20 protein-coding genes are annotated in these 23,862 nt (G+C 58.3%); 11 read left to right on the top strand and 9 right to left on the bottom strand.

The genetic code is table 11. From position 1 onward, the window contains the following. Positions 1–33: 33 nt before the first annotated feature. Entirely contained in the window at positions 34–510 is a 477-nt protein-coding gene (greA, locus tag AC0T7J_RS14570; RefSeq protein ID WP_010251811.1) for a transcription elongation factor GreA, read from the bottom strand. Between the two features lie 248 nt (positions 511–758). Here greA and dacB point away from each other — a divergent pair, with 248 nt between their 5' ends. Further along, positions 759–2,192: a serine-type D-Ala-D-Ala carboxypeptidase gene (gene dacB / locus AC0T7J_RS14565; RefSeq protein WP_010251813.1), complete on the top strand. Its 1,434-nt coding sequence runs from the start codon at positions 759–761 to the stop codon at positions 2,190–2,192. 63 nt (positions 2,193–2,255) lie between these two features. Here dacB and AC0T7J_RS14560 read toward each other — a convergent pair whose 3' ends face one another. After that, positions 2,256–4,523 carry a TonB-dependent siderophore receptor gene (locus AC0T7J_RS14560; RefSeq protein ID WP_473795108.1) on the bottom strand — a complete coding sequence of 756 codons (2,268 nt, stop codon included), beginning with the start codon at positions 4,521–4,523 and terminating at the stop codon, positions 2,256–2,258. A 251-nt stretch (positions 4,524–4,774) separates the two neighbouring features. Here AC0T7J_RS14560 and fes point away from each other — a divergent pair, with 251 nt between their 5' ends. From fes to AC0T7J_RS14545, 3 genes are all read left to right on the top strand, one after another. After that, complete coding sequence (gene fes, locus AC0T7J_RS14555) at positions 4,775–5,986, top strand: enterochelin esterase (protein ID WP_473795106.1); 1,212 nt, start codon at positions 4,775–4,777, stop codon at positions 5,984–5,986. A gap of 93 nt (positions 5,987–6,079) precedes the next feature. Continuing rightward, positions 6,080–6,298, top strand: a complete 219-nt coding sequence (locus AC0T7J_RS14550; protein ID WP_473795104.1) for an MbtH family protein — start codon at positions 6,080–6,082, stop codon at positions 6,296–6,298. Further along, on the top strand, positions 6,291–10,220 hold the full coding sequence (locus tag AC0T7J_RS14545; RefSeq protein WP_473795102.1) for an amino acid adenylation domain-containing protein: 3,930 nt from the start codon (positions 6,291–6,293) through the stop codon (positions 10,218–10,220). The genes AC0T7J_RS14550 and AC0T7J_RS14545 overlap by 8 nt, the downstream gene beginning before the upstream one ends. Positions 10,221–10,263: 43 nt before the next feature. Here AC0T7J_RS14545 and AC0T7J_RS14540 read toward each other — a convergent pair whose 3' ends face one another. The 3 genes from AC0T7J_RS14540 to fepD are packed head-to-tail and all read right to left on the bottom strand — an operon-like array spanning position 10,264 to position 13,018. Further along, the gene (locus AC0T7J_RS14540; RefSeq protein ID WP_010251825.1) at positions 10,264–11,055 is read right to left on the bottom strand and encodes an ATP-binding cassette domain-containing protein; all 792 of its coding nucleotides are present in this window, start codon (positions 11,053–11,055) and stop codon (positions 10,264–10,266) included. After that, the gene (gene fepG / locus AC0T7J_RS14535; protein WP_069025740.1) at positions 11,052–12,032 is read right to left on the bottom strand and encodes an iron-enterobactin ABC transporter permease; all 981 of its coding nucleotides are present in this window, start codon (positions 12,030–12,032) and stop codon (positions 11,052–11,054) included. Before fepG ends, AC0T7J_RS14540 begins: the two co-directional genes overlap by 4 nt. Further along, positions 12,029–13,018, bottom strand: coding sequence for a Fe(3+)-siderophore ABC transporter permease (gene fepD, locus AC0T7J_RS14530; RefSeq protein ID WP_424997644.1), 990 nt, complete (start codon positions 13,016–13,018; stop codon positions 12,029–12,031). Before fepD ends, fepG begins: the two co-directional genes overlap by 4 nt. Before the next feature lie 145 nt (positions 13,019–13,163). Between fepD and entS the strand changes: the two genes are divergently transcribed. Beyond that, entirely contained in the window at positions 13,164–14,408 is a 1,245-nt protein-coding gene (gene entS / locus AC0T7J_RS14525; protein ID WP_473795099.1) for an enterobactin transporter EntS, read from the top strand. On the opposite strand, the gene fepB is transcribed toward entS, so the two are convergent. Then, positions 14,403–15,371, bottom strand: a complete 969-nt coding sequence (fepB, locus tag AC0T7J_RS14520; protein ID WP_473795097.1) for a Fe2+-enterobactin ABC transporter substrate-binding protein — start codon at positions 15,369–15,371, stop codon at positions 14,403–14,405. The two genes, entS and fepB, sit on opposite strands and share 6 nt — an antisense overlap. A gap of 177 nt (positions 15,372–15,548) precedes the next feature. Between fepB and AC0T7J_RS14515 the strand changes: the two genes are divergently transcribed. From AC0T7J_RS14515 to AC0T7J_RS14495, 5 genes are read left to right on the top strand one after another with little or no spacing between them, the layout of a single operon-like run. Further along, positions 15,549–16,727, top strand: coding sequence for an isochorismate synthase (locus tag AC0T7J_RS14515; RefSeq protein WP_473795095.1), 1,179 nt, complete (start codon positions 15,549–15,551; stop codon positions 16,725–16,727). Positions 16,728–16,737: 10 nt separating this feature from the next. Continuing rightward, the gene (locus tag AC0T7J_RS14510) at positions 16,738–18,354 is read left to right on the top strand and encodes a (2,3-dihydroxybenzoyl)adenylate synthase (protein WP_473795093.1); all 1,617 of its coding nucleotides are present in this window, start codon (positions 16,738–16,740) and stop codon (positions 18,352–18,354) included. Between the two features lie 18 nt (positions 18,355–18,372). Next, complete coding sequence (locus AC0T7J_RS14505; protein WP_337011247.1) at positions 18,373–19,227, top strand: isochorismatase family protein; 855 nt, start codon at positions 18,373–18,375, stop codon at positions 19,225–19,227. Then, a complete protein-coding gene (dhbA, locus tag AC0T7J_RS14500; RefSeq protein WP_473795091.1) occupies positions 19,224–19,982 on the top strand; it encodes a 2,3-dihydro-2,3-dihydroxybenzoate dehydrogenase in 759 nt (252 codons plus the stop codon). Before AC0T7J_RS14505 ends, dhbA begins: the two co-directional genes overlap by 4 nt. A 2-nt stretch (positions 19,983–19,984) precedes the next feature. Further along, positions 19,985–20,404: a hotdog fold thioesterase gene (locus AC0T7J_RS14495; RefSeq protein WP_029519501.1), complete on the top strand. Its 420-nt coding sequence runs from the start codon at positions 19,985–19,987 to the stop codon at positions 20,402–20,404. Positions 20,405–20,476: 72 nt separating this feature from the next. On the opposite strand, the gene cgtA is transcribed toward AC0T7J_RS14495, so the two are convergent. From cgtA to rplU, 3 genes are all read right to left on the bottom strand, one after another. Continuing rightward, a complete protein-coding gene (gene cgtA / locus AC0T7J_RS14490; RefSeq protein ID WP_003851092.1) occupies positions 20,477–21,649 on the bottom strand; it encodes an Obg family GTPase CgtA in 1,173 nt (390 codons plus the stop codon). A gap of 243 nt (positions 21,650–21,892) precedes the next feature. Next, a complete protein-coding gene (gene rpmA / locus AC0T7J_RS14485; protein WP_003851093.1) occupies positions 21,893–22,150 on the bottom strand; it encodes a 50S ribosomal protein L27 in 258 nt (85 codons plus the stop codon). 15 nt (positions 22,151–22,165) lie between these two features. Then, entirely contained in the window at positions 22,166–22,477 is a 312-nt protein-coding gene (rplU, locus tag AC0T7J_RS14480) for a 50S ribosomal protein L21 (protein WP_008925416.1), read from the bottom strand. A gap of 256 nt (positions 22,478–22,733) precedes the next feature. Here rplU and ispB point away from each other — a divergent pair, with 256 nt between their 5' ends. Continuing rightward, positions 22,734–23,705, top strand: a complete 972-nt coding sequence (gene ispB, locus AC0T7J_RS14475; protein WP_031592018.1) for an octaprenyl diphosphate synthase — start codon at positions 22,734–22,736, stop codon at positions 23,703–23,705. Positions 23,706–23,862 lie beyond the last annotated feature (157 nt).

Raw genomic sequence — 23,862 nt, 5'->3', positions numbered from 1 at the left:
GTGTTTTAACGCTTTTCAAAGCGTAGCAACATCTTAAAGGTATTCCACCTTCAGGATTTCATACTCAACGTCGCCGCCTGGGGTTTTCACGATAGCCACGTCATCGGCCTCTTTACCCACCAGGCCACGCGCCATCGGCGAATTGACCGAAATCAGATTTTGCTTAAAGTCCGCTTCGTCATCGCCCACAATGCGATACGTGGCTTCTTCGTCGGTTTCGACGTTCAGCACGGTAACCGTTGCACCGAAAATCACGCGTCCGGTTTTCGGCATCTGAGTGACGTCGATAACCTGCGCATTGGAGAGTTTGGCTTCAATCTCCTGAATACGGCCTTCACAAAAACCCTGCTCTTCACGTGCAGCGTGATATTCCGCGTTCTCTTTTAAATCGCCATGTTCGCGTGCGTCAGCGATAGAGGCGATAATGCGCGGGCGCTTCACGGTTTTCAGCTCGTTCAGCTCTTCGCGCAATCTTTCAGCGCCTCTTAACGTCATCGGAATCTGATTCATTTAAGCTCCTCGCCATCTTTCCTGTTTAACGATGTCATCCTGACCGGTGACTGCAGAAAAAAGCGTTCTGCGGCGCATTAGCCCGTTTTGCAAATAAAAGAATCCTGACCCGGAGATGCTTCCAGGCCAGAAAAGAGTTTTGCAATTTGATACGTATTTTACCCCAGAGTTCCCTGCGGGTCATCGTTTACTTTGCACCGCCCAGCGACGTAGTATTGACGCCCTCACCTGCCAGTTACCGCGAGATTATGCGATTTTCACGACTTGTTACCGGATTAAGCTGCGCATTTATGCTGCAGGCACACGCAGCGCCAGTTGATGAATACATGCAGTACCTGCCAGACGGCGCCAATCTGGCGCTGATGGTGCAGAAAGTAGGCGCATCAACCCCGATTATTGATTATCACGGAAAACAGATGGCCCTGCCCGCCAGTACCATGAAAGTGGTAACGGCGCTGGCAGCATTGCTGGAGCTGGGTGGCGACTTCCGTTTTCAGACCACCTTTGAGACTCGCGGCGCCATTATCGATGGCACCCTGAACGGCGATTTAGTCGCACGTTTCGGCGGTGATCCCACCTTAAGCCGGCAGGATCTGCGCAACATGGTGGCGGCGATAAAGAAGCAGGGCATTAACCATATCAAAGGCAATCTGGTTATCGACACCTCCGTTTTTGCCAGTCACGATATGGCGCCGGGCTGGCCGTGGAATGATATGACTCAGTGCTTCAGCGCCCCGCCGGGTGCGGCAATCGTTGATAAAAACTGCTTCTCGGTGTCGCTCTACAGTGCTAACACGCCAGGTGAGAATGCCTTTGTGCGCATCGCCTCCTATTATCCGGCGCATATGTACAGCCAGGTGCGTACCATTGGCCGCAACAGCGGCGAAGGGCAATATTGTGAGCTGGATGTGGTGCCGGGCGAGCTGAACCGTTACACCCTGACGGGCTGTATGCGCCAGCGCGCGGAACCGCTGCCGCTGGCATTTGCGGTGCAGGATGGCGCGGCCTGGGCTGGCGAAATCCTCAAGGCAGAACTGCGGTCGTCTGAGATTGACTACAGCGGGCATCTGGTGCGGCAGACGCAGGTCACCGAACCGGGTACGGTGCTGGCATCGACCCAGTCCGCGCCGCTGCATACGCTGCTGCACACCATGCTGAAGAAGTCAGACAACATGATTGCCGACACGGTGTTTCGCACCATTGGTCATCACTACTTCAATGTGCCCGGCACGTTCCGCGCCGGACAGGATGCCGTTCGCCGCATCCTTAAAGCCAAAGCCAATGTCGACATGGGTAACAGCATTCAGGTGGATGGTTCCGGTCTCTCCCGTCATGACCTGATTTCGCCGCAAACCATGATGCAGGTTTTGCAGTTTATTGCGAAAAATGACAATACGCTGGATTACATCTCCATGCTGCCGCTGGCGGGCTATGATGGCACGCTGCAGTATCGTGGCGGGCTGCATGAGGCGGGGCTGGATGGCAAAGTCTCGGCGAAAACCGGTTCACTGCAGGGCGTCTATAATCTGGCGGGCTTTATTACCACGTCCAGTGGCGCGCGGGTGGCATTCGTTCAGTTCCTTTCCGGTTATGCGGTTCCGCCGGAAGATCAGCGTACCCGCCGTATTCCGCTGGTGCGATTTGAGAGCCGTCTCTACCGCGATATCAATCAGAACAACTGATTATTCAGTCATAAAAAAAGCGCAGCGGTCAGGTCAGCCGCTGCGCTTTTTATTGCCCTTCCATCAGAAGCGGGTGTTCACGCTCATATAATAAGTGCGGCCCGACTCGTTAAAGGTATTGGCCCCTGCGCCATAGAGCCACGCTCCGGTGGTGGCATTGCCGGTGGTCTGCGCGTTACCCTGACGGAAATGACGCTTGTCGAACAGGTTGTCGATACCCACGGTGACGCTGGCATATTTATTAACGTCATAGGTTCCGCTCATGCCTACAACCGAATAGGGGCTCACCTGATCGGTGGCGCTACCGGTGACGGCGTTTCCTTTGTAGTCATATTTCTTCGGTACCTGTTTACCGTACCAGGTCAGGGTCGTTTGCAGGGAGAGGTCCTGCATTGCCTGCCAGCTCAGCGTCGAATTGAGCGTATATTCCGGAATAATCGACAGACGATCGCCGGTCTCTTTATTCTTACTCTGCAGCATGTAAGTGAAGTTATTGTTCCACGTCACGCTGTCGGAGAACGGGACATTGACCGTGCCTTCCAGCCCCTCGACGACCGCTTTTGGCACATTTTCCCATTTGTAGATGTCGGTTTTGCCGTTAGATGCGGTGCCGGTTGGCGCCGTGCCAGCCTCGATCTTGTTACGGTAGTCGTTGCGGAACCAGGTGAGACCCGCCTGGTAGCCATCGCGCTTCCATTCGACTCCAATCTCTTTATTGATGCTGTTTTCCGCTTTCAAATCGTCATTACCCATCAGATAACAGGCACCGGCACTGGCGGCGCAGCCCTGACCATTGCTGTAGAGCAGATAGTTCGGGTTGGTCTGATAGAGGCTCGGGGCTTTGTAGGCGCGCGCAATGCCCATTTTCAGGGTGAACTCATCGCCTAGTCCCTGTGACAGGTTGAGCGACGGGCTCCAGTTATCGCCGACAATCGAATGGTGATCGAAGCGCAGGCCCGGCGTCAGCATGGTGCTGTCGGTCAGCTCAATATTGTCTTCGGCAAACAGCGAGAAGATCTCCGCCTGCGAATAGGGTGTGCGGCCGGTCGTAGCGATACCGGGAATCGACCCGTAGCTGGCGGCCTGAGTCGTCGATGAAGGATCCTTCATCCGCTGCTGATTCCATTCCGTCCCGAAAGTCGCGGTCTGGTTCACCAGCCATTCAAACGGCACGCTGACCTCACTGTGCAACAACACATCATCCAGCTGGATGGTATTGAAGTTGCTGTTGGCGAAGATGCCTTCGGTGCCGCCTGCCAGCCCCTCATTCAGTCGCGCGTTGCGGGTATTCTCATATTGCGCGTAGGTATTGGTGCTGATGCCATTATCCCAGGCACCGGTCCACTTAACAGAAAAGTTCTGCCGATAGAGCCGGTTGGTCTCGTCACCATATTTGCTTTTCACCAGGGCGTTGGTATTGGTGTTCTGCGTATCCCCGGCATAGAGGTTGCCCTGACGACTGTAACCGGCCCCCACTTCCAGCGTCTGCATTGGCGCAAATGCCCAACGCAGCAGGCCATGAATATCTTTGTTGATCGAGCCTTCCCGGCCCGCCGGGTACGATCCGGCGTAACTGCCGGTGCGGTCTGCGGCGTGCCCTTCATTAATGTCGTAAGCATCCGCCTGCGTTTTTGCCAGTCCGCCATAGAGCCGGAAACTGACATCATCGCCCAGTGGCCCTTCAAGGCTGAAGTTGGTGCGACGGGTCGCGCCCTCTTCCTTGTGTTCCGGCACGTTGTAATAGGCGCTCCATGAGCCGTGCCACTGATTATCCATCTCTTTTTTAGTGATGATGTTCACCACGCCGCCCGCTGCACCGTTACCGTAACGGGCTGCTGCCGGACCGCGGATCACCTCAATGCGATCAATGACCTCTGGCGGCACCCAGTTGGTGTCGCCGCGCGTATCACGCTCGCCACGCCAGCCAAGCCGAACCGCGTTGCGGCTGGTTACCGGCAATCCATCAATCAGAATCAGGGTATTTTCCGGCCCCATGCCGCGAATATCGATCTGGCGATTGTTTCCGCGCTGGCCGCTGGTGGAGTTACCGGTCAGATTGACGCCAGGCATGGTGCGGATAATTTCGGCGACATCGCGTGCGGGTGGATGTTTTTTAATTTCGTCGGCGGTGATGGTCGACACGCCAGGTGCCTGCAGCGTCTGCTCGGCGGCGGTCACCATCATGGTCTCGTCGTGGAGGGTATCGGAGGTGCTGCTGTCGATAGCCGGTTCGCGGGTGGCTTCGGCAGCCACGGCACCGGCAGAAATGAGAGAGGCGGTGAAACCCAGTTCAATCATAATGGCTAACGAAAGCCGGGATAACTTTTTCATTTTTTATGTTCCTGGAGTGCCAGCGAGGATGCCACTGCCGGCGTGCCGGTAAAAAAGTAATAACCTTGCCTGTAACGTTTTCCCGTTGTCGCCGGGCCAGCGTCAGAACCGCTTTGCACCTGTCTGAAAGCCGGTGCGGCAGAGAGGATGCGCGCGCTCCCTCTCGGGCGGAAACACCCTATTGCAAATGCAAATAATTATCAATACTATTATTCATAACATGCATGACCCTAATCAAGGGTGATCGAAAGATGGCGCGTATGACGTGGTTAAATGAAGAAACCGGCAGTGAACGCTGGTGGCAACAGCAGCAGCAACGGGGCATTCCTCTGGTTGAAGCTGGCGAAAAGGGAACCTGTCAGGTCACCTTTTTCTGGCGCGATCCGCAGGGTGACACGCAGCATTCCGATACCCGGCGCGTCTGGATCAATATTACCGGCGTAACCGATCATCATCATTCAGCGGCCCCCTCCTCATTAACGCCTGTTCCCGATACCGATGTCTGGTGGTGGCAAACCGCCCTGCCCGCTGACTGGCGCGGCAGCTACTGCCTGATTCCTGATAGTCAGGAAGAGACTTTTACCGGGCAGGCCGATATGCAGGCAGTGCGCCAGTGGTGGAGTCAGAAATTCCCGCAGGCGCAAAGCGACCCGCTGAATCCTCTGCGTAGCTGGGCGGGTGGACGGGGAATGAGGGTCTCGCCGCTGCACCTGCCACACGCGCCGGATCAGCAGGTGTGGCGTGCGGTTGATGAGGGCCGTGTCGCCGATATTCCGCTGCAACACTGTTTGTGGCGCAGCGAACGGCTGGGAAACCAGCGTCAGATCTGGATCTCTGTCACCGGCGAGGCCAGTGCAGGCGATCGTCCGCTGGCACTGCTGCTGGATGGTCAGTTCTGGGCACAGAGCATGCCGGTTGCCGGCCCGCTTCAGCAACTGACAGAGGCGGGCGAACTGCCCCCTGCGGTCTATGTCATGATCGACATCATCGACCGCGAACACCGCACGCGTGAGCTGACCTGTAACCCTGACTTCTGGCTGGCCATTCAGCACGAACTGCTGCCGCAGATTCAGCGCTGGGCGCCGTTTCGTGCCGACAGCACGCTGGTAGCGGGACAGAGTTTTGGCGGCCTTTCTGCCGCTTACGCCACTCTGACCTGGCCGGAAACCTTTGCTGGAGCGATCAGCCTCTCCGGTTCATTCTGGTGGCCCGCGCGCGGCGACCCCAATGGCTGGCTGCCACAGCAGTTACAACAGGGTTTGCTGCAGGCCCCCCCTCGCCGCTTCTACCTGGAAGCGGGACGACGCGAACGGTTGATTCTGGCAGCAAATCAGCAGTTCCAGCGCGATCTGACCGAAGCCGGACATCAGGTCAGTTATCACCCGGTTGAAGGCGGTCACGATGCGCTGTGCTGGCGCGGCGGACTGCTGGCAGGCCTTAAAGCCATGTGGCAACAGCCATAACCCGCTTATATCCCGCCTCCTGCGCGTCATTGAAAGATGTCGGCTGGGCAGGACAGCGGCGTTAGCGCCCCCGGCGGCGGACAGGAGATCGACATGCAACAACTTAACCCTTTTGACGATCCGCAACAGGATTGTCAGGTGCTGAAGAACGAGCAGCAGCAGTACAGCTTATGGCCCGCCTTTTGTGCGGTTCCGGCAGGATGGCAGCCGGTGTTTGGCCCCGGACCACAGGCTGACTGTCTGAGCTGGCTGAATGAAAACTGGCACGATATCCGTCCGGTTATGACGCAGGACAGAGGCGAAAATGTCTGAGATCACCCTTAACCCGCAGACAGAACAAAAAACGCTGCCACTGGTGGCCGCTCAGCCCGGAATCTGGATCGCTGACCAGCTATCGCCCTATTCCAATGCTTACGCCGTGGCGCATTTTGTCGAACTGCGCGGTGCGCTGAACAGCGCGCTGCTGTCACGGGCCATAATTGCTGGCATGCAGGAAGCGGACACACTGAATATGGCCTTTGGCGAGCTGGAGGGTGAACCGCTACAGTGGCCTGAACCCCAGGCTTTCCGTGAGCCTGAGGTGATCGATCTGCGTGACGCCGCCGATCCGGAGGCCGCAGCACGAGCGCTGATGCAGCAGGATATGACTGGCGATCTGCGGGTACTGAGCGGCGCGCCGCTCTACCATCACAGCCTGTTTCGGCTGGGTGAGGATCACTGGTACTGGTATCAGCGATACCATCATCTGGTGGTCGATGGTTTTAGTTTCACCGCCCTGACCCGCCGTATCGCCAATCTCTACAGCGCCTGGCAGCGCGGCGACACCCCGGAGCCGAGCCCGTTTGTGCCGTTCAGCGACGTCGTTGATGAATATCAGCGCTATCAGCAATCTTCGGGCTGGCAGCGCGATCGTCAGTTCTGGCTGGAGAAAGGCGCACAGTTACCTGCGCCCGCCTCGTTGTCCGCTCTGCCGCTCGCCGGTCAGAGCGCCAGTACCGACCTGCTGCGCCATGCGTTTGCCGTGGATCGCGACACGTTTCAGGCTTTGCTGACGCACACCGGGCAGCACAACCTCAGTGCCGCGGATACCGCCTTTGCGCTGGTGGCGTTATGGCTGGCGCGCCTCACTGGTCAGCATGCGTTCGCCGCCGGTTTCATCTTTATGCGCCGTATCGGCTCGGCCGCGCTCTGCGCCACCGGGCCGGTGATTAACGTGCTGCCAATGGCGGTGCATTACGATCCGGCACAGCCGCTGACGGCACTGGCCGGGCGTCTGGCGGGCGAAGTCAAAAAAATGCGTCGTCATCAGCGTTACAACGCTGAACAGGTGCAGCGCGATCTGGGTCGCTCCGGCGACAGCGATCCGCTCTATGGGCCGGTGATCAACCTGAAGATGTTTGACTACCAGCTCGATTTCGCGGGTATTGAAGGCGTCACCCACCAGCTGGCGTCAGGACCCGTACGCGATCTGGAGATTGCTATCTACCTCAGCGAACAGGGCGACCTGACGCTGGAGTTACTGGCCAATGCACAGCGTTACAGCGACACAACGCTGAAGCAACACGCCAGCCGCTTTGGCCTGCTGCTTCAGCAGCTTGCCGTCCGGCCAGCCAGTGCCTGTGGCGAACTGGATATGCTGATGCCGGAAGAGCATCAGCAGCTCGCGGCGATCAACCAGACCGCCGTGATGCTGCCCGCAGAAACCCTGAGTAGCCTGCTGCTCCGTCAGGCACAGCGTTCGCCGCGCGCTCCGGCACTGGCAGATGCGGGGCATCAGCTTAACTATCAACAGATGCAGCAGCAGGTCGCCGCGCTGGGGCAACAGTTGGTTGCGCAGGGAGTGACTCAGGGTGATATCGTCGCCGTAGCGCTGCCGCGTTCGGTCTTTTTATCGCTGGCGCTGCAGGCGATCGTCAGCGTGGGTGCCACCTGGCTGCCGCTCGATACCGGCTATCCGGACGATCGGTTGCAGATGATGCTGGAAGATGCCGCGCCGAAAACGCTGATCACCTGCCGTGACCTGGCCGATCGGCTGGCGGCACTCTCCCCCGTCGCGCCGCTGTTTTACGACGCGCTGTTAACACCCGTTGATAGCGTGCTGATGCAGGCCCCGCGTCCACAGGATGGCGCATACATCATCTATACCTCCGGCTCGACCGGTCGGCCAAAAGGGGTGCTGGTCAGTCATGAGGCGATCGTCAACCGTCTGTTATGGATGCAGGATCACTATCCGCTCGGCAGCGATGATGTGGTGTTGCAGAAAACCCCGAGCAGCTTTGATGTTTCGGTATGGGAGTTCTTCTGGCCACTCATCGTCGGCGCACAGCTGGTGATGGCACCGCCCGATGCTCATCGTGACCCGGAGGCGCTGCAGTTGCTGTTTGCCCGCTACCGCGTGACCACCACCCATTTTGTTCCGTCGATGCTGGCTGCTTTTGTCGCTTCGCTGCAGGAAGATGACGCGATAGCGCGCTGCGCCACCCTGCGCCGGGTTTTCTGTAGCGGCGAAGCGCTGCCCGCAGAGCTCTCGCGCCAGTGGCAGGCGCTGACCCGGGTGCCCTTGCATAATCTCTATGGCCCGACCGAAGCGGCGGTTGATGTCAGCTACTATCCAGCCTTTGGCCCGGAACTGGCGGCCGTCGAAGGGGCCAGCGTGCCGATTGGCTTCCCGGTCTGGAACACCGGCTTACGGATTCTGGATGCGCGTCTGCAGCCAGTCCCACCGGGCGTGGCTGGCGATCTCTATCTGACCGGCGTGCAGCTGGCGCATGGCTATCTTGATCGTCCCGACCTCACTGCCAGCCGGTTTGTCGCCGATCCGTGGGGTCACGGCTCCCGGATGTACCGCACCGGTGATGTGGCGCGCTGGCTGCCGGATGGCGCGGTGGAGTATCTGGGCCGCAGCGACGATCAGCTTAAAATTCGCGGACAGCGTATCGAGCTGAACGAGATCGACCACGCCATGGCTGCGCTACCTGGCATTGAGCAGGCCGTCACGCATGCGGTGGTGCTGGGGAGCAGCAGCGATCAGCAGGGCGATGCCCGCCAGCTGGTCGGCTATGTGGTGGCTGATGGCCCGATCGATACCGACGCAATGCGTCAGACTCTGGCCTCACAGTTACCGGCGCATATGGTGCCGGTGGCGATGGTTAAGCTGGCGGCGTTACCGCTCAGCAGCAACGGTAAACTGGATCGCAAAGCGCTGCCGCTGCCGCAAACGCAGGCCGTGCTGGCTGGTCGCGCGCCGCATCCCGGACTCGAAACGACACTGGCACAAGCGTTTGCCAGGCTGCTGGAGTGCGAACCGGTGAGCGCCCAGGATGATTTCTTCTCGCTGGGCGGCCACTCCCTGCTGGCTATGCGGCTGGCAGCACAGCTGCGCCGGACGCTGAATCAGCCTGTATCAGTGGGCCAGATTATGGTGGCATCCACGGTAGAAAAGCTGGCGGCACTGCTCAGCAGCGAGCCAGCGGATGTGGCTCGTGCCGGGTTTGAAGCGGTATTACCCTTGCGACGCGGCACTGGCCCGACGCTGTTCTGCTTCCATCCCGCCTCCGGTTTTGCCTGGCAGTTCAGCGTGTTGCAGCGCTATCTGGATACACGCTGGTCGCTACTCGGCATTCAGTCACCCGACATCACCAGCCCGCTGAACCAGGCACAGCACCTTGACGCGGTGTGTGAGGCGCATCTGGCGACGGTGCGTCAGCAGCAGCCACAGGGGCCATACTATTTCCTGGGCTACTCGCTGGGCGGCACGCTGGCGCAGGGTATCGCCGCGCGGCTGGAGGCCGAAGGTGAAACCGTTGCCTTCCTCGGACTGCTGGATACCTGGCCGCCGGAGACACAGAACTGGGATGAACGGCGCGGCGAAAATGTGCTGGATCCGGCGGTGCTGGAAGAGGTTAATCGTGAGCGCGAGCAGTTTATCGCAGCGCAGCGGCAGCAGGCCGGTGAAGGAATGGAGGCACTGTTTACCACCATTGAAGCCAACTATGCCAGTTCGGTGCGCCTGCTGGCAACCGCGCGCAGTGCCCGCTTCACCGGACACGCAACCCTGTTCCTGGCGGAACAGACGCAGCAGCCCGGTCAGGATGCGCGCCGCGCCTGGGCGCCCTATGTCGGCGAGCTGACCATCTGGCCGCTGGACTGTGCGCACGTCGAGATCATCTCACCACGCATGTTCGAACTGATTGGGCCACGACTGCAGCAGTGCCTGGCGTCGCTGGATCCCTGAACCGTTCTGACTTTGCGCTTTCTTCGGGTGGAGAAAGCGCAGGTCAGCCTCTTCCCAGCGGCACAATCATCGGCGTACCGGCCACCGGATCGTTAATGATGATGCAGCGCAGGCCGTAGATCGCTTCTATCAGTTCCGGCGTGACGATCTCCGCCGGTTTCCCTTCGGCAATGATTTTCCCGTCTCGCATCGCAATCAGGTGGCTGGCATAGCGGCACGCCTGATTGAGATCGTGCAGCACCACCACCAGCGTACGGCCATGCTGCTGATTGAGATCCTGCATTAATTCCAGCAATTCAATCTGATGGGCGATGTCGAGCCAGGTGGTCGGTTCATCCAGCAGCAACAGAGGCGTCTGCTGAGCCAGCACCATCGCAATCCACACCCGCTGCCGCTGGCCGCCAGAGAGCGTATCAACCTGCTGCTGCGCTAAGTCTGCCACGCCGGTAGCCTGCATTGCCTGCTGAACAGCCGTCTCATCGTCCTGTCGCCAGCGACCAAACAACGACTGGTGCGGATAACGCCCGCGCGCGACCAGTTCGCTGACGCTGATGCCCGCTGGCGCATTCGAGCTTTGCGGTAGCAGCCCCAGCCGACGCGCCACCTCTTTGGTAGCGTAGTGAGCAATCGCATTACCATCCAGCAGCACCTGGCCTTTCAGGGGCGAGACCAGGCGGCTTAAGGTACGCAGCAGCGTCGACTTTCCGCAGGCGTTGGGGCCAATAATAACGGTCAGTTCACCGTCGGGGATCGCGACGGTGAGATTCTCCGCCACGATTTTTTTGTCATACCCCAGCGTCAGCGCGTCGCCCTGCAAACGTGTTTTCACTGTCATTGGCGTCGCGCCTCCCGTACCAGTAAAGCAATCAGATAGAGTCCGCCCAGGCTAACCGTGATGACGCCAACCGGCAGCTGATAAGGCAGGAAAAAGTGCTGCGCGGCGTAATCCGCGGCGGTTAACAGCAGCGCGCCGCACAAGGCAGCCAGCGGCAGCGCGCCTTTGATACCGCCACACAACCGACGAGCAATCTGCGGTGCCAGCAGCGCAATAAAGGAGATGGGACCGACCAGCGCGGTAGAGGCGGCGGTGAGGATCACGCCCGTCAGCATCAGCAAAACACGGCTGCGTTCAACCGGTACACCCAGCGCGCAGGCAGTGTCGTCACCCATCTCCAGCAGACGCATGCGCCGGGCCAGCATGCTTGTGGCCAGCAACGCCAGCAGCAGCACCGTAATCACCGGTGTCGTTTTCGCCCAGGTAATGCCGTTGAGTGAACCGGCGCTCCAGAGCCCGGCGCTCAGTGCCGCTTCCAGTGAGGCGCTGATAATCAGCCAGCTGTTCAGCGCCATCAGCAGCGCTCGCACGCTGATGCCTACAATGATCAGACGAAAGGTCTCCACGCCGTTGCGCCAGCTGAACAGCCAGACCACGCCCGCGGTGAGCAGTCCGCCAAGCAGTGCCGCCAGCGTCATGCCCTCCATGTTTTGCTGGAACAGCACCAGCGCCACCAGCACGCCGCTGTAAGCGCCGGTATTGAAACCCAGAATATCGGGGCTGCCCAGCGGGTTGCGCAGCAGCGACTGAAAAATTGCCCCGCTGACGCCCAGTGCCGCACCAATCAGCAGCGCCATCATGACGCGCGGCAGTCGCCACTCCAGTACAATCAGCTGTATGTTACGCGCCGCCTCGCCGTTGATAAGGGCCCACAACTGGCTGGCGGAGATCGGTAAGGTGCCACGCGTAATGCTCAGAAAGGCCAGCACCCCGCAGGCCACCAGCAGCATCAGCGCATTAATTATCACCCGTTTCATAGCTGCCCTCTTCCCGACTTGCGGCGCGCCAGCACAATCAGCATCGGCGCGCCCAGTATGGCCGTGACAATCGACACGCGCAGTTCGCCCGGTACCAGCAGCCGTCCCAGAATATCGGCGGCCAGCAGCAAACAGGGGGTGATAAGAAGGGTTCCGGGCAGCATCCAGCGATGATCGTTACCCAGCAGCCAGCGGGCCAGATGTGGCGTCATTAAGCCGACAAAAGCGATGGGGCCGACAGCGGCTGTCGCCGCCCCACTCAGCAGCGCAATAGCCAGTAATCCCACCAGCTGGGTACGCATCACCCGGGTACCCAGCGCGGTCGCCATATCACCGCCCATACTCAGGCTGTTGAGCGAACGCGCCAGCAGCAGCGCCAGCAGGCTACCGGCGACTACCGCCGGAAAGGTGGTGCGCAGAATGGCAAAATTGCGGATATCCAGCGAGCCGCTGTGCCAGAAACGCAGATGATCGTAGATGTCAGGATTGAGCAGCGATAAACCAGAGGTTAACCCCTCCAGCACCGCGCCCAGCGCCACGCCTGCCAGCGTCAGACGTACCGGGTTAACGCGGCCACCGCCCAGCGCGCCGGTCAGCGCCACCAGCAGGGAGGCCAGCAGTGCGCCCGTAAAGGCAAAGCCAAGCCAGTCAGCGGGGGAATCTGCGCCAGACAGGGCGATGCCCAGCACCACCGCAAAGCCCGCACCGGCGTTGATACCGAGAATGCCGGGATCGGCCAGCGGATTGCGCGTCAGGCTCTGCATCAGCGCGCCCGCCAGACCTAAACTGATCCCGGCCAGCAGACCCGCCAGGGTGCGCGGCAGTCGGGCATCGCGCACGATGACACAATCGACGCGGTTACAGTCGCTGAATAAGGCCTGCGTGACATCATGAAAGGGGATAGATTTGGCGCCCAGCATCAGGCTGAGCGCGAGAAGCAACAACAGCAGCATCCCTGAACCTGCTATTGCACGAAGTTGACGCATAACGTTTAAACCTTCACCGATTCATTGAGATCGCAGCACGAGTCATTATGATAATGATACTTGTTATCGTTATTAGTGATTTTTTGTATGTTACCATGACTCCCGGACTCAATGATGAGGAAAATGGGTGCAAAAAAGCGACGTTATGAACAAACCCTCCCACTTTATCGATCTCAGCCTGCTGAGAACCCACCCCGCCTTTCGCGCCATTTTTATCGCCCGCTTTATCTCCATTGTCGCCCTCGGCATGCTGGCGGTGGCGGTACCGGTTCAGATTCAGCAACTGACGCAGTCGCCGCTGCTGGTGGGTCTGGCGGTGACGCTGGCCGGTGCCGGCATGTTTATCGGCCTGCTGACTGGCGGCGTGCTGGCGGATCGCTATGAGCGCCGACGTCTGATCCTGTTTGCCCGATCCACCTGTGGCCTGGGCTTTGTCGCCTTATGCATCAATGCCCTGCTCCCTTCGCCGTCGGTGATCGCCGTCTTTGTGCTGGGACTGTGGGATGGTTTTTTCGGCGCGATAGGCGTCACCGCGCTGCTGGCGGCAACTCCGGCGCTGGTCGGGCGTGAAAATCTGATGAAAGCAGGTGCGATTACCATGCTGACGGTGCGCTTTGGCGCGATTCTCTCCCCGGCCATTGCCGGACTGGTCATCGCGCAGGGCGGTGTGGCGTGGAACTACGGACTGGCGGCGTTCGGCACGTTGCTGACGGTGTTAACCCTGCTGCGATTGCCGCGGCTTGCGCCACCGCCGCAGCCGCGTGAACATCCGCTGAAAGCACTGGCCAGCGGCGTGCAATTCCTGTTTGCCAGCCCGATTGTTGGCATGGCGGCGCTGGTCGGCGCGCTGGTGACGTTAGCCAGTGCGGTGCGCGTGCTCTATCCGGCGCTGGCGCCACACTGGCAGGTCGGCGTGACAGAGTTAGGGCTGATGTATGCCGCCGTTCCGCTGGGTGCTGCCACAGGTGCGCTCACCAGCGGACGGCTGGCACAGTCATCGCAACCGGGCCGCCTGATTCTGGCAAGTGCCATTGCTGCTTTCGTCGCACTGGCTCTGTTCAGTCTCATGCCGTGGTTCAGCGCGAGTCTGGTCTGCCTTGCGGCCTTTGGCTATTTCAGTGCCATCAACAGCCTGGTGCAGTACGCGATGATCCAGACGCTGACGCCTGATGCGCTGCTCGGCAGGATCAACAGCCTCTGGACAGCGCAGAATGTCACCGGCGATGCGATTGGTGCAGCGATGATTGGCGCGATGGGTTCACTAATGTTGCCGCAGCAGGCAGCCAGCCTGTCTGGTCTGGCAGCCACCGTGCTGGGCATCATCATGTGGCTGCTGATGGCACGTCTGCGTCGCTATCAACCGCCTGCCCCGGCGGAAACGGGATCATGATTTAACGAACAGCGTCTCCAGCCGCGTCAGCAAATTGCTGGCGCTGTAGTAGTCGAGCCGGAAGCTATCCAGCCCCAGCGCATAGACCGCTTTTGCGCGCACCGCTGGGGTCTGCGACAGGAAAGGGTTGCTCATCACCTGTGCGGCGGTGGGCTCTTCAGCGGCAAACAGCAGATATGATTGACCATTAAGGCCTGCCGCCAGATTTTCCCCTGACAGTTGCAGGATATCTTTACGCTGTCCCATGCTGTGACCCGACTGAAGAGTGGCCGGCGGCGTCGCCAGGGTGAAGCCCAGTTGCTGCAGTAATTTCCCCTGCGCCGACGCATCCGTCCACAGATTGACTGCCCGGCCATCCCCGTTCCACACCATCGCTGAAACCGGCTGCGGCGGCAGGGTCAGTTTCGCTTTCAGGGTCTGTTCTCGCGCATCAAACTCAGCTTTCCGGGCGGCAGCTTCCGCTTCATGTCCGGTCGCCTCGCCCAGCAACGTCACCAGTTGCTGCCAGCTTTTATCGTCGTAATTCACCACCAGCACCGGCGCAATCGCCGTGAGCTGATCGACCAGTTTGATCGCCGAATCATTCCCGGTGGCACTGACCACAATCAGGTCTGGCGCTTCAGCAGCAATCGCTTCGGCACTGGGCTCACCGATGTAGAGACGTTTGACGCCGCGCTGTTTGGCCACTTCGCCCCACTGACGGAAGAATCCCTGCTTATCAGCCAGCCGACTGCCGGGTGCGGTTGCGCCACTGGCGACGACCGGCGCATCAATCGCCAGCAGCGAGCCTGTCAGAGTAACGCTGGTCGAAACGATACGCATGGGTGCCTGGGTCAGCGTGATATTGCCTTTTGTCCCGGCGACGGTACGCGGCCAGCCGGTCTGGGCAGCAGCAGTAACGCTGAACAGACTAATGCTCAGTAAAAACAGCGCTATCGCCGATGTGACACCATGTTTGCTCATAGATTTTCGTCCACGTTTACCTGGAAAAAGAGAGAGACCATTTGTGCTGATTTAACCGGCAATGCCAGCTGAACCGCCGCGTAATTATTGACACTTTCGGCTAATCAACGTAGGTTACTGGCCCACAATACAAATGATAATCATTATTAGTTATCTTATCATTTATAGGTGGAAATTATGGTGGAATCGCTGGCGTTTGAACATCCCTTGTTGCAGGATTTCCCGGCACTCTGCCGTGGCTTTCTGTTTACCTCTCCCTGGCAAAGCCTGACCACACAGGGCTGTTTTACTACCCTTACCGCGCCGGTGAGGCAGGGTGAGCAGCTGACAGGGGAGTTTCAGCAGCAACTACAGCACCATTTTGCTTCAGCCAGAAAACAGGGCATTGCCCATCCCATTCTGGTGGGCGCAATCCCCTTCGACGTGGATCAGTCCGCTGCGCTGTTTATCCCTGAGTCGTATCAGACCTTCAACCGTGACGATCTCAACGCCAGTGCCTCTCTGGCTGAGGCTGAACTGCCGCAGGTGCGTCGCCGCACGGCGGTGCCGGAACATGACATTTTCATCGACATGGTTGCGCAGGCAGTGGCTGCCACGCAGCGCGGCGATCTGGATAAAGTGGTGTTGTCGCGGCTGATGGATATCGTGGCGGAACAGCCGGTTGATACGGCCGCCCTGATGCAGCGCATCGTGGCGCAGAACCCTAACAGCTACCACTTTCATCTGCCGCTGCCAGATGGCGGCGCGCTGGTTGGCGCCAGCCCGGAGCTGATGATTCGTAAGCAGGGCCGCCAGTTCAGCTCCTGTCCGCTGGCTGGCTCAGCGCCGCGTCATCGCGATCCGCAGCATGACCAGGCCTCTGGCGACAGCCTGATGCACTCAGCAAAAGATCGTCATGAGCATAAGCTGGTCACGGATGCGATGCGTGCGACGCTGCAGCCGCGCAGCCGCCTGCTGTCGGTCCCCGAGACGCCTTCACTGCTGACCACCGCAACACTGTGGCATCTCGCTACGCAGATTCAGGGTGACGTGCTGGACGATGGCGAAAATGCGCTGTCACTGGCCTGTCTGCTGCATCCGACACCGGCGCTCAGCGGCTTCCCGCATCAGCGTGCTCAGGCGCTGATTCAGCGACTGGAGCCATTTGAACGTCAGCTGTTTGGCGGCATCGTCGGCTGGTGTGACGATCAGGGCAATGGCGAATGGGTCGTCACCATTCGCTGCGGTACGGTGAATGGCCCGCGGGTGCGGCTGTTTGCGGGCGCAGGCATCGTAGCGGACTCACAACCTGAATCAGAATGGCGTGAAACCGGCGTCAAACTCGACACCATGCTTCGCGCTTTTGGACTGCAATAAAGGAACCTGTATGACGATTTCCTACAGCCGCTGGCCGGACGATCTGGCCGCACGTTACCGTGAAAAAGGCTACTGGCTCGATCTGCCGATGACCGACATCCTGGAACGTCATCGCGACAGCGAGAGCGTGGCGGTGATTGATGGCGAACGACAATTTACCTATCGCCAGCTGGCGGCGCTGAGTGACAACCTGGCCACGGCATTGCAGCGTCGCGGCCTGAAGTCAGGCGATACGGCGCTGGTGCAGCTTGGCAACGTGGCGGAATTTTACCTGACGCTGTTTGCCCTGTTCAAAATCGGCGTCGCCCCGGTTAACGCCCTGTTCAGCCATCAGCGCACCGAACTGGCCGCCTATGCCAGTCAGATCTCGCCGAGCCTGTTAATTGCCGATCGCAGCCACGCACTGTTCGCCAATGATGCGTTTATTGCACAACTCCGCCACGATCAGGCTTCACTGCAGCAGGTGATCCTGCGCAATGACGCTCAGACGGAAAACAGCCTCGACGCCCTGCTGGCTGAACCCGCGGGCAACTTCATCACAACCCCGACCGCAGGCGATGAAGTCGCCTTTTTCCAGCTGTCGGGTGGCAGTACCGGTACACCGAAACTGATCCCACGCACCCATAATGATTACTACTACAGCATCCGTGAAAGTGACGTTATCTGCGGTGTGACCGCCGACACCCGCTACCTGATCGCCCTGCCCGCCGCGCATAACTTCCCGATGAGTTCGCCGGGCGCGCTGGGCGTTTTTTATGCAGGCGGACAGGTGATCTTAGCCGCCGATCCCAGCGCAACTCTCTGCTTCCCGCTGATTGAAAAACATCAGGTTACCGATACCGGCCTGGTTCCACCCGCTGCCAGTCTCTGGCTGCAGGCGATTCAGGAATGGGGCAGCAATGCCGTGCTGGCCTCGCTGCAACGCATTCAGGTCGGTGGCGCAAAACTGGGCGAAACGCTGGCTGCGCGCATCCAGAACGAGATCGGCTGCACCCTGCAGCAGGTGTTTGGTATGGCGGAAGGTCTGGTGAACTACACCCGTCTGGATGACGATGAGCAGACCATTCTCACCACGCAGGGGCGCCCGATCTCTCCGGATGACGAGGTGTGGGTCGCCGACGATCAGGGTAATCCATTGCCAGCAGGCTCCATCGGTCGCCTGATGACGCGTGGCCCTTATACGTTCCGCGGCTACTACAACAGTCCGGAACATAACGCCGCCAGCTTCGATGACCAGGGCTTTTACTGCTCCGGCGATCTGATTGAAATAACGCCCTCTGGCAACATTATCGTGCAGGGCCGGGAGAAAGATCAGATCAACCGGGGCGGCGAGAAGATCGCAGCCGAAGAGATCGAAAACCTGCTGCAGCGCCATGCGGATGTGATCCACGCTGCGCTGGTCTCCATGAGCGATGAGCTGATGGGTGAAAAGAGCTGCGCCTTTATCGTTACCCGTCAGCCGGTTAAACCGGTGGCGCTGCGTCGCCACCTGCGTGAACTTGGCGTGGCAGAATTCAAGCTGCCCGACCGTATTACCTGCGTAGATGCCCTGCCGCTGACCGCGGTCGGAAAGGTGGACAAAAAACGTCTGCGCCAACAACTTGCCGATCAACAAGCGCAAGCCTGATCTGTCCGGAGAATTTCAATGGCTATTCCACAACTGACCTCTTATCCGCTGCCAGCCGCCACTGAGTTGCCCAACAACAAAGTGAAATGGACACTGGAGCCGGGCCGTGCCGCCCTGCTGATCCACGATATGCAGCGCTATTTTCTCAACTTCTGGGGCGACAACAGCCCGCTGGTTGAACAGGTAGTCGACAATATTGCCCGCCTGCGTCGCTACTGCAAAGCGCAGGGCATTCCGGTGTTTTACACCGCTCAGCCAAACGCGCAGAGCGATGAAGATCGTGCGCTGCTCAACGACATGTGGGGACCGGGACTGAATAAACATCCCGATCAGCAGAAGATCGTGGATGCGCTGGCACCGGATGAGGACGATCAGGTCCTGACCAAATGGCGCTACAGTGCATTTCACCGCTCGCCGCTGGAGTCGATCCTGCAGGAGATGGGCCGCGATCAGCTGATTATCACCGGCGTCTATGCCCATATTGGCTGCCTGACCACCGCAACCGATGCGTTTATGCGCAATATTCAGCCGTTTATGGTGGCCGATGCGCTGGCTGACTTCAGCCGTGAGGAACATATGATGGCGCTCACCTACACCGCGGGCCGTAGCGGAAAAGTGGTGATGACCGCCGATCTGATGCCTGTGCCGCTCAGCAAAGATGATTTGCGCGCGTTGATCCTGCCGCTGCTGGAAGATGATGAGGTGCCGGAAGATGATGAAAACCTGATTGATTACGGCCTGGACTCAGTACGCGTGATGGCGCTGGCAGCCCGCTGGCGTCAGGTACACCGCGATATCGATTTCGTCAGTCTGGCGAAAAATCCGAGCATTGATGGCTGGTGGGCGCTGCTGGCGCGGGAGCCGGCGAAATGAGCCACACATTCGACTTCAGCGGTAAAATCGTCTGGGTAACCGGTGCCGGCCAGGGCATCGGCTATCATACTGCGTTAGCCTTTCATCAGGCTGGCGCACAGGTTGAGGCCTTTGATCAACGTTTTAAGGGCCATGATTACCCGTTCCCCTGCCACACGATGGATGTGGCCGATCCGGCTCAGGTCAAAACGATCTGCCAGCGCGTATTGGCCGCGCAGCCGCGCATTGATGTGCTGGTCAACGCAGCCGGTATCTTACGGATTGGTGCCACCGATGAGCTGTCATTTGCCGACTGGCAGGCGTGTCTTAACATCAATGCGGGCGGCGCGTTTAATCTGTTCCAGCAGACATTGCCACGCTTTCGCGAACAGCGCACCGGTGCCATCGTCACCGTCGCGTCTAATTCGGCTCATGCCCCGCGTATTGGCATGTCCGCTTATGGCGCTTCAAAAGCGGCGCTGCGCAGTCTCTGTCAGACCGTGGGTCTGGAGATGGCGCCCTATGGCGTGCGCTGCAACATCGTTTCACCCGGTTCCACCGACACCGATATGCAGCGCAGTCTGTGGCACACACCGACGGGTGAGCAGGAGATGATTGCCGGCTTCCCGGATCAGTTCAAGCTGGGTATCCCGCTGGGCAAGATCGCGCAGCCGCAGGAAATTGCAGCCACCGTACTGTTTCTCGCGTCGGATCTTGCCAGTCATGTGACGCTGCAGGATATTGTGGTTGATGGTGGCGCAACCCTGGGAGCCTGATAATGACAGCGATCTGGAAGCGATCCATTGATCTTCCCGCCCTGAATGCGCTGGGTGAGAACTCTCTGGTGGCCCATCTGGGTATCGTTTTTACCCTGATTGGTGATGATTATCTGGAAGCGACGATGCCGGTCGATGCCCGTACGCAACAGCCGTTCGGGCTGCTGCATGGCGGTGCGTCCGTGGTGCTGGCGGAGTCAATGGGCTCAATTGCCGGGTATCTGGCGGTTGAAGAAGGCAGCAGCGTAGTTGGCGTTGAAGTGAATGCCAGCCATCATCGTGCGGTTTCTGCGGGTCTGGTGCGGGGCATTTGCCGTCCACTGCATCTCGGTAAACGCAGTCAGAGCTGGCAGATTGAGATTCGGAATGGTCGGGATCAGCTGTGCTGCAGTGCGCGACTGAGTGTGGCGGTAATGAGCTAGCTGCAGACAGAACAATGCCCCCTTTCAGGCCTGAAAGGGGGCATTGTATATCACGCTGCAGCAGGCGATCGGTTAACGCTGATAGATAATTTCAACGCCTTCGTCGTCTTCATCATCCCAGTCGTCATCCCACTCTTCATCTTCCACTTCAACCGTATTTTCAATGGTTTCTTTGTGGTAATCGTCCCACATGAACTCCACTTTCTCCGGTTGCTTCTCTTCAAGCTCTGCTTCTTTCGGGTTAGCGTTGATGAAGCTCATCACGTCCCAGCAGAGTTCGTTGACACCGGTACGGCTTGCGGCAGAAATCAGATAATACTTATCTTCCCAGCCCAGCGCTTCAGCCACCGCTTTAGCCCGTGACTGTGCCTCTTCTTCACTGATCAGATCAATTTTGTTGAAGACCAGCCAGCGTGGCTTGTTGAACAGCTTCTCGCTGTATTTTTCCAGCTCGCCGAGAATAATGCGCGCATTTTCAACCGGATCGCTTTCATCGATGGGATCGATGTCGATCAGATGCAGCAATACGCGGCAGCGCTCAAGGTGCTTCAGGAAACGAATACCGAGGCCTGCGCCATCGGCTGCGCCTTCAATCAGGCCTGGGATATCGGCCACGACGAAGCTCTGCTCGCTGTCCATACGAACCACGCCCAGACTCGGCACCAGCGTGGTAAACGGATAATCCGCCACTTTTGGTTTGGCTGCCGATACGGCACGGATAAAGGTCGATTTACCGGCATTCGGTAAGCCCAGCATCCCGACATCTGCCAGCAGCATCAGCTCCAGCTGCAGGTCGCGCTTTTCACCTGGGGTACCCATGGTTTTCTGGCGCGGACTGCGGTTCACAGATGATTTAAAACGGGTATTACCCAGGCCGTGCCAGCCGCCTTTGCCGACCATCAGTTTCTGGCCGTGACGCGTCATGTCGCCAAGTGTCTCGCCGGTACCCTGATCGATAACCCGGGTGCCAACCGGCACTTTAACTTCGATATCTTTACCGCGTTTACCGGTACAGTCGCGGCTCTGGCCATTCTGCCCACGCTCGGCGCGGAAAGATTTTTCGAAACGATAATCGATAAGGGTATTGAGGTTTTCATCAGCGATCAGATAAACGTCACCGCCGTCACCGCCATCACCCCCGTCAGGGCCGCCTCTCGGGATATATTTTTCGCGGCGGAAGCTCACGCAACCATTACCGCCATCACCGGCGACGACCAAAATTGTCGCTTCATCAACAAACTTCATTTTCTATCTCCGTCACACAATCGCCTGCAGCACTCTGCAGACGGGTCCGCCAGGGTCTTCTGCGCTGACCAGCGGCGGATAAATCAGGATTGGCTTTCGCCAGTGCGTACATAAAGTGTACAGCAAACTTTTTGTGATGCGTCGCTTTTACCGCAACAGACCGCAGAATGTAAAAAGCCCCGCAGGAGCTGCGGGGCCTTCAATTCGTGCGTTCAGACGTTAAACGTCTGCGTCACGACAACCTTACTCAGCAACGATGCTGATGTATTTACGGTTGTTCGGACCTTTAACTTCGAACTGTACTTTACCGTCTGCGGTAGCAAACAGGGTGTGGTCACGACCACAACCTACATTGGTACCGGCGTGGAATTTGGTGCCACGCTGACGAACGATGATGCTACCTGCCAGAACAGATTCGCCACCGAAACGTTTTACACCCAGACGTTTTGCATTGGAGTCACGACCATTTCGAGTCGAACCACCAGCCTTTTTATGTGCCATTTGTCAGATCTCCTCTTATGCCGTGATACCAGTGATTTTCACATCAGTGAACCACTGGCGATGGCCTGCTTGCTTACGGTAGTGCTTACGACGACGAAACTTAACGATCTTAATTTTCTCGCCACGACCGTGAGCAACAACTTCTGCCTTGATCATTCCGCCTGAAACCAGTGGCGCGCCGATTTTCACGTCTTCGCCATTAGCAATCATCAGAACCTGGTCAAACTCAATCGTTTCACCGGTTGCGATGTCCAGCTTTTCCAGGCGAACGGTCTGACCTTCGCTTACTCGGTGTTGTTTACCACCACTTTGGAAAACCGCGTACATATAAAACTCCGCTTCTGCGCTTGCCTTTTAGTTCATCAGGCGGCGCGCTAAATATTCACAATAGGGCGCGAATTCTACGCAAAACTCCAGAAGAAGACAAGAGCACTTTGCACACTCTTGCAGAAAAAAAACACAGGCTGAATGCAACCGTTTCTCAGGCAGAAAATTCAAGTACAATCAGTAACAGATTACCTGAACGCTGGCTGGGTAAACCACTTACCATGGCAGAGATAACGAGTCATAGCTGAAAAGACGAATGAACTTAGAACAGATTAATGAATTAACCGCACAGGATATGGCTGCCGTTAACCAGACCATCCTCGACCAGCTGAATTCAGATGTCTCGCTCATCAACCAGTTGGGCTACTACATCATCAGTGGTGGGGGCAAGCGTATCCGTCCTATGATTGCCGTGCTATCCGCACGTGCCATGGGCTACAAGGGCGATCTGCACGTGACCAATGCGGCGCTGATCGAATTTATCCACACCGCCACGCTGCTGCATGACGATGTCGTGGATGAATCCGATATGCGTCGTGGCAAAGCGACCGCGAACGCGGCGTTTGGCAATGCGGCAAGCGTGCTGGTCGGTGATTTTATTTACACCCGCGCCTTCCAGATGATGACCAGCATGGGTTCGCTGCGTATCCTGGCGCTGATGTCAGAAGCGGTAAACGTGATTGCTGAGGGCGAAGTGCTGCAGCTGATGAACGTCAACGATCCCGACATCACCGAAGAGAGTTACATGCGCGTGATTTACAGCAAGACCGCGCGCCTGTTTGAGGCGGCCTCGCAGGCCTCGGCGATACTGGCTGAAGCCACACCTGAAGAGGAAAAAGCGCTGCAGGATTATGGGCGCTATCTGGGTACCGCTTTCCAGTTAATCGACGATTTACTGGATTACAGTGCTGACGGCGAGACGCTGGGCAAAAATACCGGCGATGATCTGAGTGAAGGCAAACCGACGCTGCCACTGCTGCATGCTATGCAGCACGGCTCACCTGAACAGGCGAAGATGATCCGTGAAGCCATTGAGCAGGGAAATGGCCGCCATCTGCTGGAACCAGTACTGGAAGCGATGAATCAGTGTGGTTCACTCGAATGGACGCGCAGCCGCGCCGAACAGGAAGCGGATAAAGCGATTGACGCCTTGCGCATTCTGCCCGAATCACCGTGGCGCAGTGCGCTGGAGTCGCTGGCGCACATGTCAGTTCAGCGCGATTTCTGATCCCCTACGGAGCCTGCCGGGCTCCGTTTTTACGTCCCTGCTCTCACTTCTTTTGTTCCTTCTTAACTGTTGCACTCCTTTTGTATGCCATCGCACAGATCAGATGCTGGATCCAAATATTACTGGAAACTAATGGGAAAGATTTGCTATAAAAACC

The organism is Pantoea sp. E956-1 (assembly GCF_982223955.1).
The sequence above is the reverse complement of the archived record's forward strand: the minus strand, read 5'-3'. Positions and strand labels throughout refer to the sequence as shown.